Annotated in this window: 12 protein-coding genes and 1 tRNA gene; 5 read left to right on the top strand and 8 right to left on the bottom strand. The window is 30.3% G+C overall.

What is annotated here, in order from left to right:
• Positions 1-7 precede the first annotated feature (7 nt).
• Positions 8-721, top strand: a complete 714-nt coding sequence (locus ABXT63_RS03450; RefSeq protein ID WP_415321878.1) for a class I SAM-dependent methyltransferase — start codon at positions 8-10, stop codon at positions 719-721.
• A gap of 31 nt (positions 722-752) precedes the next feature.
• Here ABXT63_RS03450 and ABXT63_RS03445 read toward each other — a convergent pair whose 3' ends face one another.
• The 7 genes from ABXT63_RS03445 to ABXT63_RS03415 are packed head-to-tail and all read right to left on the bottom strand — an operon-like array spanning position 753 to position 7,706.
• Positions 753-1,025, bottom strand: coding sequence for a GNAT family N-acetyltransferase (locus ABXT63_RS03445; protein WP_415321876.1), 273 nt, complete (start codon positions 1,023-1,025; stop codon positions 753-755).
• Positions 1,025-1,765: an amino acid ABC transporter permease gene (locus tag ABXT63_RS03440; RefSeq protein WP_415321874.1), complete on the bottom strand. Its 741-nt coding sequence runs from the start codon at positions 1,763-1,765 to the stop codon at positions 1,025-1,027. The genes ABXT63_RS03445 and ABXT63_RS03440 overlap by 1 nt, the downstream gene beginning before the upstream one ends.
• A 40-nt stretch (positions 1,766-1,805) precedes the next feature.
• Positions 1,806-2,573: an ABC transporter substrate-binding protein gene (locus tag ABXT63_RS03435; protein WP_415321872.1), complete on the bottom strand. Its 768-nt coding sequence runs from the start codon at positions 2,571-2,573 to the stop codon at positions 1,806-1,808.
• Between the two features lie 36 nt (positions 2,574-2,609).
• On the bottom strand, positions 2,610-3,173 hold the full coding sequence (locus ABXT63_RS03430; RefSeq protein ID WP_415321870.1) for a sarcosine oxidase subunit gamma: 564 nt from the start codon (positions 3,171-3,173) through the stop codon (positions 2,610-2,612).
• Positions 3,166-6,174 carry a sarcosine oxidase subunit alpha family protein gene (locus ABXT63_RS03425; protein WP_415321868.1) on the bottom strand — a complete coding sequence of 1,003 codons (3,009 nt, stop codon included), beginning with the start codon at positions 6,172-6,174 and terminating at the stop codon, positions 3,166-3,168. Before ABXT63_RS03425 ends, ABXT63_RS03430 begins: the two co-directional genes overlap by 8 nt.
• Before the next feature lie 3 nt (positions 6,175-6,177).
• Positions 6,178-6,453: a sarcosine oxidase subunit delta gene (locus ABXT63_RS03420; protein WP_415321866.1), complete on the bottom strand. Its 276-nt coding sequence runs from the start codon at positions 6,451-6,453 to the stop codon at positions 6,178-6,180.
• Positions 6,453-7,706 carry a sarcosine oxidase subunit beta family protein gene (locus ABXT63_RS03415; RefSeq protein WP_415321864.1) on the bottom strand — a complete coding sequence of 418 codons (1,254 nt, stop codon included), beginning with the start codon at positions 7,704-7,706 and terminating at the stop codon, positions 6,453-6,455. The genes ABXT63_RS03420 and ABXT63_RS03415 overlap by 1 nt, the downstream gene beginning before the upstream one ends.
• A 68-nt stretch (positions 7,707-7,774) precedes the next feature.
• Between ABXT63_RS03415 and ABXT63_RS03410 the strand changes: the two genes are divergently transcribed.
• A tRNA-Ser gene (locus tag ABXT63_RS03410) sits at positions 7,775-7,866 on the top strand.
• Here the strand turns inward: ABXT63_RS03410 and ABXT63_RS03405 are convergent.
• The gene (locus tag ABXT63_RS03405) at positions 7,867-10,029 is read right to left on the bottom strand and encodes a lytic transglycosylase domain-containing protein (protein WP_415321862.1); all 2,163 of its coding nucleotides are present in this window, start codon (positions 10,027-10,029) and stop codon (positions 7,867-7,869) included.
• Between the two features lie 93 nt (positions 10,030-10,122).
• Here ABXT63_RS03405 and dapA point away from each other — a divergent pair, with 93 nt between their 5' ends.
• Genes dapA through folK form a run of 3 tightly spaced genes read left to right on the top strand, consistent with a single transcriptional unit; the run spans position 10,123 to position 11,961 of the window.
• Complete coding sequence (gene dapA, locus ABXT63_RS03400) at positions 10,123-11,004, top strand: 4-hydroxy-tetrahydrodipicolinate synthase (protein ID WP_415321860.1); 882 nt, start codon at positions 10,123-10,125, stop codon at positions 11,002-11,004.
• Positions 11,004-11,474, top strand: coding sequence for an SsrA-binding protein SmpB (smpB, locus tag ABXT63_RS03395; protein ID WP_415321859.1), 471 nt, complete (start codon positions 11,004-11,006; stop codon positions 11,472-11,474). Before dapA ends, smpB begins: the two co-directional genes overlap by 1 nt.
• Positions 11,440-11,961 (top strand): 2-amino-4-hydroxy-6-hydroxymethyldihydropteridine diphosphokinase, encoded by a 522-nt coding sequence (gene folK / locus ABXT63_RS03390; protein ID WP_415321857.1) that lies wholly within the window; start codon positions 11,440-11,442, stop codon positions 11,959-11,961. Before smpB ends, folK begins: the two co-directional genes overlap by 35 nt.
• The last annotated feature ends 15 nt before the right edge of the window (positions 11,962-11,976 follow it).

Here is an 11,976-nt window from a genome sequence, read left to right as displayed (position 1 = left end):
TATAATTATGAAGCCATTAAAAAATTGGGATAAAAATACCTGGTTATCATCATCACCCTACATTAATTCATTTATTGTATTTTTACTTAAGAAAAAAAAACTTAATAAAAATTCACAAATATTAGATATAGGTTGTGGTAGGGGTAAAATTTTTGGTGCTTTATCTAAAAAAATTAAGCTAATCAATAAACCAATTGGAATTGATCCTGTAATTCATAAAGATGTTGATAAAAGAATAGATTTCAGAAATGAAGATGTATTTAAATTCTTTAAAGATAGTAACAATAAATTTGATTTAATAATGATTAAGCAAACTCTTCATTTTTTTAATAAGGATAGAAGATCTAAATTAATAAAAGCTTGTAAAAATAAGTTAAAAAAAAAAGGTGTGTTAATTATATTTTCCTTAAATACAATAGATAATGAAATTCCATGTTTTAAAATAATGAAACAAAAACTTAATAGGGGATTAGAAAGAGATTCTAGAATGCTTAAATCAGCCTGTAAAATATTAAAAGATAATAAAATTGATAAATTTAAGTTTAATGTTTTTATAACTAAAGATAAATATATTCAAATGTTAAAAAAAAAATATATCTCTTGTCTTGTTGATCTAAGTAAAGCTCAAATCATTAAAGGTATTAATGAAATAAATACTATTTATCCTAATAAGATATTTTTTGAAGATGTCTTGATTTGTATAAAATATAAGCACCAATAATAGAGGTACTCTGTAGGTAGGTGTCCAGATTTTAATTAATTTCTTTTTTGTTAACTTTAAAGAGTTTTTCACCCAAAAAGCTGACTGGGTCTTGAGGTGTAGGTTTGATTTTAGTTTTTTCCTCAACAATTTCTAATAGTTTTTTTGCAAGCCCTTTACGTCTAAACAAAGGATTAACAAAGATGTATTCAACTTCAGCTGCTATATTGTATCTAACAAATCCTAGTGTAGTATTGATGTTTTTAAATATAACAACGCCATCACCTAGATCAACGTCATAATTTTTATTATCTAAATTATTCATTAATTGTTTCCATCTCGCTTAAGTTTTTTCTCTAATTTTCTAACAAAAAATGAAACAATTAATATCAAAATTAAATATTCTAAGATTAAGAATGTATAAATTTCTAACGGTCTATAAGTTGAAACAACTAATTCATTAGCTTTTCGTGTTAAATCACCAATTCCAATAATTGATACTAGCGAAGACATCTTTAAAACATATACAAATTGGTTGCCTAACGCAGGCAAGATATTTTTAATTGCTTGTGGAAGAATTACTAATCTTAATCTTTTAAAAAAACTTAAACCTAATGATGAACCAGCTTCCCATTGTGATTTTTTAATTGAGTTTATACCAGCTCTAAAAATTTCTGCTTGAAAAGCACTTTCACTTATTGCTAATGCAATTATACCAGAAACAAATGGACTAAAACTTATTCCAGTCATTATAGGTAGTCCATAATAGATCCATAAAATTAAAACAAGCAACGGTATAGCTCTTACAATTTCTACATATCCAATATTTATGTATGTTAAGAATTTACTTTTAGCTAAAGAAGGAATTGCAACAATAAATCCAATAATAGCTGATAAAATTATAGATATAACTGAAATATATATAGTTGTAGTTAAACCACTTAGTAAAAATTTAAGATTTGTTAACCCTTCCACATTATTTGGTGAAAGAATAAACCACCCTAATTCTTGACCACTACAAGAAGTGAGCAATAAAGCTAAAAGTAAAAAAAGTAAATTTTTCACTCTTAAAGTTATAATGAATTAAAGATTAATATCTAATTTTTTATAAGCTTTTTAAATTATATTTTGCAAGTAGTTTATCAAAGAAACCAGAGGATTTTTTATCTTTAATCCAATCGTTAATATAATTATTCCAAACTTTATCATTTTTGCCAACCATCATTGCCAAAAACGCAGGATTTTTTTCTCCATCAGGTACAATTGCTAATTGAGGGTACTTGATAACTAATTTATTAGCTTCTGTTGAGCTTGTAATGTTTCCATCTGCCCTACCAGCTAGAACTTCTTGAAAGTCTCTTGCTGGAGATTCAACTGATTGCAATTTAGATTTAGGAAAAAATTCTTTAGCTTTTTCCTCTTGAGATGTCCCAAGTGTTGTAGCAATAGTTACATCTTTATTATTCAAAGAGCTCCATGTTGAGAATTTCTTTAAATTCTTTTTAAGTACCAATGGAACAGTTCCGTACTTGTAGTATGAATCTGTGAAACCAGTAACTTCGGCTCTTTTTGGAGTTTTAGTGACACTTGTAGAAATATCATACCTTCCTGCAGTTATGCCTGAAACAATAGTTTTCCATTCAGTAGGAACAAAAGTTACTTTTACACCCATGTCTTTTGCTAATTGTTGCATGACATCTATATCAAAACCGACGTACTTGTTTGTAGCTGGATCTTTCATTGTCATTGGATCCCAGTCTCCTGTAGTTCCAACTTTTAACTCACCAGAAGATAAAATCTGATCAAGTTTAGTTTCTGCATTTAGAGAGAAAGGTAAAAGTGCTAATAGCACCACAAGAAGTATTTTTTTCATATACCTCATATAACAACAATTTTAACAAATATAAGCTTATAACCTTGACGCACTATCATTCATCCATGAGTATAAATGTTCAGAAAAAGACCTTCTTACAAGTAAATTTACCTCATTTATTTCCGTAAGATGAATAATTACATCAATATGAGACAATATAGTTTGGACAACTGAACCTTTTCTATTCTTAAATTCATTAAAGTTAAATGGTGATCCTGTTGCAAATAGATCAAAAACCTTGCTACCTTTTATATTGATCATTACGAATTGATCACTGACATCAGTTACAGCACCTAAGTTAAATTTTGAAATATTGTTAATTAGATTGTCTTCCACTTCGTAAGTATTGGTATCTTCACTTACTACTTTGTTGGAAACTAACATCCACTCATCTGGACTTAACCATAAAGCTGTTAAAGTTTCACCTAAAGTTGATGTGTTTGCTTCAGTTGGTAAAATCATATCTAAATTTTTTCCAATAGTAGTAATAAAATCTTTTGTTTTACCTCTTATGATCAATTTCATAACAGGTTTAATTTCTTTCATCTCTAAACCTTCATAAGATTTATCTTCTTTTATAGATGTATTATAATTAAGCATTTAACCTCACATTTTCTTTGTCAAAAAAAACAGGATCAACAATAGTTACATTGATATTTTTTTTTTGTGTTGGAATAAATAATTTCTGACCCATCATATTTTTTCCACCTTTTACAACTGCCAGTGCAATAGATTTATTTAAATTTGGACTATAGTAACTAGATGTAACATGACCTAGCATTTCAACAGGTTGTAAATTGGTTTCAGCAACTATTTGTGCACCTTCTTCTAAAACTTCACTTGGATCATCTGTAACTAATCCTACTAATTGTTTACGGTCCTCACGCATTGTATCTGATCTATAAAGAGATCTTTTTCCAATAAAGTCATATTTCTTTTTACTTACAATCCAATCCATCTGTAAATCAATAGGTGTCATAGTTGCGTCTGTATCTTGACCAACAATTATAAATCCTTTTTCAGCTCTTAATAAGTGCATTGTCTCTGTACCATAAGGAGTGATGTTAAATTCTTTACCAGCTTCCATACTTTTTTCCCAAAGTGATTTTCCAAAGTTTGCTTGAATATTAATCTCATAACTATGTTCACCTGTGAAACTAATTCGCATAATTTTACATTTAATGTTACCAATTTTTGCATTTTTAAAAGACATATGAGGAAAATTTTCATCAGATAAATCTAAATCTGGAATTATTTTATTTAATATTTTTTTACTATTTGGACCACAAATACTAGCAGTAGCATAGTGATCAGTAACCGATGATAAATAAACATCTAACTTGGGCCACTCTGTTTGAAGGTAGTCCTCAAGTTTTCCTAAAACATTTGCAGCACCACCAGTTGTTGTTGTCATAATATAATGATTTTCATCAAGACGGGTTGTTACTCCATCATCATAAACCATACCATCTTCATTAAGCATTAAGCCATATCTACATTTACCTACAGCAAGTTTTGACCAAGCATTTGTATAAACCCGATTTAAAAACTCAGAAGCATCAGTGCCTTGAATATCAATTTTACCAAGTGTTGAAGCATCTAATATGCCAGCACTTTCTCTTGCAGCTTTACTTTCTCTTTGAACCGCATCATACATTGTCTCATTATTTTTTGGGTAATACCAAGCTCTCTTCCATTGACCAACATTTTCAAATTCTGCTTTGCAATTAATATGCCAATCATTCATTGGAGTCCTTCTAAATGTATCAAAATATTCACCAACATTTCTTCCAACAATAGTTCCAAAAGTTAAAGGTGTGTAGGGTGGTCTAAATGTCGTTGTGCCAAGCTCTCCCATCTTAACTCCAGCGGTTTCAGCAATAATTCCTAATGCATGCATATTACCAAGTTTACCTTGGTCTGTGCCCATTCCAGTTGTTGTATAACGTTTAACATGTTCAATTGATCTAAAACCCTCTCTTAGAGCAAGCTTAATATCTTTAGCAGTTGCATCATTTTGATAATCAACAAATGGTTTTGTTTTTCCAATAACTTTGTCAGAAGGTAGTAACCAAATATTTCTAATTTCTTTATCTTTAGGACAGTTGATTTCTAAATCATCATAGTTAGTTTCTTTAATATTTAAAAAATCTTTTAAAGTTTTTGAAGTATTTCTAATTATATCATCTAGTTCAAAATCTCCATTGCATGAACCAATACTAACTTGGTCTGATGGATATTTGTTAGGTATAAAAACCTGATCCTCATCTCTAAATTTTAATTTTCCACCTGATTGAGTAAATAAATGAACAGCTGGTGTCCATCCTCCGGCTATAGCTAGACAATCACAATCTAATGTAATCTTTTTTGAGCTAGTAAAAGATTGTCCATCTTTAGATAACTCCATAATAGTAATCTTGTTTATTTTTTTATATCCATCTGTATCAACAACTGTGCTAGATCTATAAATTCTAATACCTAAATTTTCAGCTTCAGTAGTAAATTCAGAATTTGCTTTTTCTCTCGTATCAATAATTGCTTCAACTTTGATCCCTTTCTTGTTTAATGAAATAGCACTTTCATATGCCGTATCATTATTTGTAAAGAATATATTTTTTTGTCCAGTTGCTACACCGTAATAATCAGCATATTTTTTAACAGCCGATGAAAGCATAATGCCAGGTCTATCATTATTATTAAAAACAAGTGGTCTTTCTAAAGAGCCAGTTGCAACAATAACTTTTTTAGCTCTAATCTTTAATAGCCTTTGTCTAACTTTATTTTGTTTTTCACTTTGAGATAGATGGTCAGTTAAGTTTTCTCTAGCTAATAGATAATTATAACCATGGTAGGCTGCAACACTCGTTCTTGTTTTAACCTCTAAATTTTCTAACTTTTCTAATTCTTTAATCTCATTTTCCAACCATGTTGAAGAATTTTGATCATTTATTTTAACATAGTCAGAATTTTGGTAAATAGTAGATCCCCCAATTTCGTTTTTTTCATCAAGTAGTAAAGTTTTTAAATTATTTTTAGCAGCTGTTTTTGCCGCTATAATTCCACTAATACCAGCACCAATAACAAGTACATCACAATGAATGTATTTATGTTCATAGATGTCGGGATCAGGTTTAGTTGGTGATTTACCAAGTCCCGCTGAATGTCTTATAATATATTCATATTTTTCCCAGAAATTAGCTGGCCACATAAATGTTTTGTAATAAAATCCAGCAGGTAAGAGTGGGGACATGATATTATTTATTCCACCGACATCAAAATTTACACTAGGCCAACAGTTTTGGCTTTTAGCCTCTAGACTTTCATAGATCTCAATTTCTGTAGCCCTAACATTTGGCTCGGTTAAAGCAGTATTATCATTTATTTGTACAATTGCACTAGGTTCTTCAGATCCAGCTGTCATTATTCCTCTTGGTCTGTGGTATTTAAAACTTCTTCCAACTAAATGAACATCATTTGATAATAAGGCAGATGCTAAAGTATCACCCTTAAAACCGTAATAGGTTTTACCATTAAATTTAAATGAAATTCTTGAGTTTTCATCAATAAACTTGCTAGTTTTTACTCTTAAATTTTTTGACATAGATTAGATTGTTGGTGGTTTTTCACCCATTTTGTAAACTGATTTAATTTGATCATTAGAAGTATCTCTAGCTACATTGAACCATTTTCTACATCCGTGTGCATGGTTCCATCTTTCAAATTGAACCCCTTTAATATTTTTTCTCATGAATAAGTATTCTGCCCATTCATCATCACTTAATTCTGTAGGTTGTTTTGGTCTTTCAATGTGAGCTTCTCCTCCAGCTTTAAATTCACTTTGTTCTCGTTCACCACAATAAGGACAAGTAATTAAAAACATTAATGTGCTACCGCTGCTGCACCATGTTCATCAACAAGGTCACCACTAATAAATCTATTTAAATTAAAAGCTGCATTAAGTTTATGAGGTTCATCGTTTGCAATTGTGTGAGCAAATAAATCACCTGATCCTGGTGTAGCTTTAAATCCACCCGTTCCCCAACCACAGTTGAAGTATAAACCTTTTATAGTAGTTTTGCTGATAATAGGGCTTGCATCCGGACAAATGTCTACAATTCCACCCCATTGTCTAAGCATTCTCATTCGACTAAAAATTGGATAAAGTTCTAAAATTGCATTTAAGGTTCCCTCTACAATATCATGACTTCCTCTTTGTGAGTAAGAAACATAATCATCAGTTCCTGCGCCTATTACAAGTTCGCCTTTATCAGATTGACTAACATAAGCATGAACAGCATTAGACATTACAACTGTATCAATGATTGGTTTTACTGGCTCTGAAACTAAAGCTTGAAGTGGTTTGCTTTCTAAAGGGAGTCTTAAACCAGCCATGTTTGCTAGTACACTTGAGTGACCTGCTGCAACAACACCAATTTTTTTACTTTTTATAAATCCTCTAGTTGTTTCTATTCCTTCAACTTCATCACCATTTCTTTTAATTCCTTTAACTTCACAATTTTGAATTATATCAACACCCATTTTGTCTGCACCACGTGCATATCCCCAAGCGACAGCATCATGTCTTGCTGTACCAGCTCTTCTTTGTAGTGTTCCACCTAATACTGGATAGCGGATATTTGGAGACGTATTGATAATAGGACAAAATTTTTTAACTTCTTCAGTACTTAAAAAAACAGCATCAATACCATTTAATCTATTAGCGTGTGTTCTTCTTTTTAAATCTCTAATGTCTTGTAAATTATGAGCAAGGTTCATCACACCTCTTTGACTAAACATAACATTATAATTTATCTCTTGAGATAAACCTTCCCATAGTTTTAATGCATGATCATAAAGACCAGCGCTTGCATCCCATAGATAATTTGATCTTATAATTGTAGTATTTCTTCCAGTGTTACCTCCACCAATCCAACCTTTTTCAATAACTGCAATATTTTTCATATCGTGCTTTTTTGCTAAGTAATATGCTGTAGCTAGTCCATGACCACCACCACCAATAATTACTGCATCATACTCTTTTTTTGGAGCAGGGTCTTTCCAGGCTTTTTGCCAATTCTCATGGTAAGAAAAAGCATTTTTGATTAGAGAAAATATGGAATACTTATTATTCATAATATTAATCAAGAATTACTTTATAAATATTGAAAATTCAATAAAATCGGATATATCCTTATTCGAGTGGAAGAGTGGGTGAGAGGCTGAAACCAGTCGTTTGCTAAATGACCGTGCGGGGAAACTTGTACCGAGGGTTCGAATCCCTCCTCTTCCGCCATTAAAATAAAGGATGATTTTTAAAGAAGTCTTTCATTTTAATAGGTTTTTTCTCCAATATATATCGATAGACATTATAATTCTCCATAACCCGCTGAACATAGTTTCTTGTTTCTTTAAACTTTATTAGCTCAACCCAATCTACAAAATCAACTTCATTTTTTTGAGGATTTTTATTGATTTTTTTCCAATACTTAACTCTTTTGGGACCAGCATTGTATGCCGCAGTGGCAAAAGGGTAGGCCCCATCATACTGTAAGATTAAACCTGCTATATAATGTGATCCTAGATTAATATTGTATTCAGGGTCAGATGTTAACCGTGATTTAGAATAAGGAAGTTTTGCTTGTTTAGAAACTAGTTTAGCAGTGTAGGGCATTAACTGCATTAGCCCCTGTGCTCCAGCATGACTGTTAGCTGTCATATCAAATTCACTTTCTTGTCTAATTAATGAAAGTATAAATGCAGTCTCAGGTATTTTACGACCATTAACATAAGTAGGTGTGCCTATTATTGGGTAGTTAAAATTATTATGAAATCTTTTTTCATATGAGGCTAGTTTTGAAATTTGAATAGCAAAATCATATCTTAATATATTTGACGCTAGTTCTGCGGCTAAAATCTCACTACCACTAACAACATTATCATTAGCAATATGTTTTAAAATATTTTTTGTGTATTTATCTTTATTTAGCTCATCTAAAAGATAGACTATTTTAACTAAATCCTTTTTATAAAAGTATTTTCTGTACTCATCTGTAATTTTTTGTTGTTCTTTAAGTTCAAAGTTTTCATTAGGTTTAATTTTTAAGTGAGCTAATTGGCCGTAATATGTAGTTAAATATTTAGTAGCTTCCTCATACCATTGCTGAGATTGCTTTTTATCACCAATTTTTTCATACGACCTTCCAAGCCAGTAGGCCCCTCTAGATAAGCTTATAGGGTAACTAACATTTTGATAAAAATTATTAAAATGGTCTATTGCAAGGATAGGGTCATCTAGAAAGCTTAAAGCAACCCATCCACTCATCCATTCAGCCTCAGCAAATTCTGGACTTTTATCCAGAGTATGCTGGCTTGCAATTTTGTAAGCAAACTCGTATTTCTTTTTATAGATAAGAGCCCTTGTCATAATTGCTCTTTCAGTCCACCACTTATCAGGTCTAACTAAATAATCTTTATTATTTTTAACTTTAAATAAAATATCTAAAGAATCATCTACGCGACCTCTTTTTCTTCTCCATTTAAGTCTATCATAATTTAGTCCAGCATCATTTTTAAGTTTTGTAGGAACATTTTTGATAGCAATATCTACACCGTAAGATTTACTCATTAAAATTTGTCTAGCAGTATAAAGTAACTCATAATCTTTAGGTAAATATCTTAACATTCTTTTTAAGTCCCATGATTTACCTTCCCAAGCTAAATAATCTGCTCGTTTAATATAGTCATCGGCATTTAAATATTTTTTATATTTTTTTCGAAAAAACTTCATATTAGCCCTATTAAGATCTGCTGTTATCCATCCATCTTTAATTAAAGATATTCCTTTACCAATATTGCCATTTTGTATAAAACTTTCTCCAAGTATTAATTTTCCATAACCACTTAAAGGCTCATCACCATCAAACCAGTTTATTATTTTTCTTGGTGAAATTCTATCAGTAGAAAGTTTGTGCTCAGCTAAGTAGCGAATCCTATTAATTCTAGGATAATTTTCATTATCTTTAATAAATGTTAAATAGTCATAAAAACTTGCTTGATTACCTGTGGTTAATAAATGCCTCCAGGTAATGAAACTATGTATAGATTTATCTTTAGCTTTTTTAGATAAAGATAAGGCTGTGGACCATTGTCTTTTTTCCATAGCTAGAATAGATTTTTTTGCAATGCTATAATCTTTTTGACTATAGTATTTGGACTGAGTTTTAATTTTAGATTTTATTTTTTTAACTACTAGCGGCTTGCTTTTAGGAATCAAAAAATTAATCTTTATTTCTTCTTTTTCAGCAATTTTAGCTACAATTTTTTCCACTTCTTTTGATGGTTTAGATTTAGGCTTAAGGATATTTTTTGATATTTTTTCATTATGATCTTTTTTATCTAAAATAGGTTTTTTTAAAGGAATTATTGATATTTCTATGGCGTATAAGTTGACCATCATTATTAAACTTAATAACAATGACTTTATAAAAAAAAATAACTTTCTAAGCATAAAATTTACTAAATGAATCTCTAAACTATGTTATAAGTATTTATGTTCAAAGGATCAAATGTTGCTTTAATAACCCCGTTTAAAAATAATAAACTTGATGAAGATGCCTACATAAAACTCATTCATTTTCAGATTAAAAATGGAACTAATGGTCTAGTTCCAGCTGGGACTACAGGAGAATCTCCAACATTAAGTCACGATGAGCACCAAAAAGTTATTGAGTTATGCATTCAGGAGAGCAAAGGAAAAAATATAGTAATTGCAGGAACTGGCTCTAATTCCACAAAAGAAGCTATCTCTTTAACCACACATGCAGAAAAAGTTGGTGCAAATGCTGCATTAGTGGTCACTCCTTATTATAACAAACCTACACAAGAAGGCTTATATCAACATTATAAAGCAATTAATGATAAATGTGGAATACCTATATTAATTTATAATATTCCAGGTCGATCTGTTATTGATATGTCGGTTGATACGATGGCTCGGTTATTTGAGCTGAAGAATATCGTTGGAGTAAAGGATGCAACGGGAGATCTTGATAGGGTAGATCAACAAAAACATAAGATGGGAAATGACTTTATTCAACTCACTGGTAATGATGATAATGCTTTTGAGTTTAACAAAAGAGGTGGCATAGGTGCAATTAGTGTTACAGCCAATATTGCCCCAAAACTTTGTTCTGATTTTCAAAAGGCTTCTAAATTAAATTCTGATGAGAATAAATTAGAAGCAGCTAAATTAGACAAGATACTTCAACCAATTCATAGATCTATGTTTATAGAGAGCAACCCAAGCCCTGTAAAATATGCAGCAAAACTTTTGGGTTTATGTAATGAAGATGTTAGACTTCCTTTAGTGAAAGTCACAGAGCAAACTAAGGAAGCTGTTAAAAAAGCTTTGGTATTAGCAAACTTACTTTAATGAGCAAAAAAACCAACCCTGGTTTGAAAATAATTTGCCTAAATAGAAAGGCAAGTTTCAACTATTTTTTTGAAGATTTAATAGAAGCAGGAATTGTACTAAAAGGATCTGAGATCAAATCTATACGAGAAGGCAAGGTTAATATAGCAGATTCATATGCTGTAGAAAAAGATGGTGAAATAGTTTTGATTAATTCTCATATAGCAGCTTTTAAACAGGCGAGCTATTCAAATCATAATCCGATGGATGAGAGAAAGCTTTTATTTAATAGAAAAGAAATTAATAAATTAATCGGTAAAATGCAGAGGGATGGTTTAACCCTTGTCCCAACAAAAATGTATTTTAAAAAAGGTAAAGCTAAAATTGAAATAGCTGTTGCTAAAGGAAAAAAACAATTTGATAAAAGAGCCACTAAAAAAAATAGAGATTGGAATCGTGAAAAAGCAAGACACATCAGAAAATCTAGCTAAAAAAGCATATTTAGCTTTAGGATCTAATTTGGGAAATAAAATTAACAATATTGAAATTGCTAAATTTGAATTAGAAAAATATAGAATTAAAATTTTAAAGTTCTCGTCTAATTATATATCTGAGTCTTGGCCAGACCCTATAATGCCAAATTATATAAATATTGTTATAATTATTAAAACAATTTTAAAACCAATTGAATTACTAAAAATTTGCAACTTAATAGAATTAAAATTGGGTAGAGTTAGGTCCAAACAAAATGCACCAAGAGTGTGTGATATCGATATTATTGATTACGACAAACAAATATTAAATGAAAAAAATAGTCAATTAATTTTGCCACACCCTCGAATGGATAAAAGAAATTTTGTGTTATTACCCTTATTTGAAGTAGATAAATCATGGAAACATCCAGTATCTAAGATTAATATTGTTAATTTAATCAACTCTTTAGAGGTAAAAGACTTAAGGTCTATTAAAAAAATATAAATTAATGCTATAATC

The organism is Candidatus Pelagibacter sp. Uisw_092 (assembly GCF_047729545.1).
Taxonomy (GTDB): domain Bacteria; phylum Pseudomonadota; class Alphaproteobacteria; order Pelagibacterales; family Pelagibacteraceae; genus Pelagibacter.
This window is presented reverse-complemented; position numbering and strand designations above follow the sequence as displayed.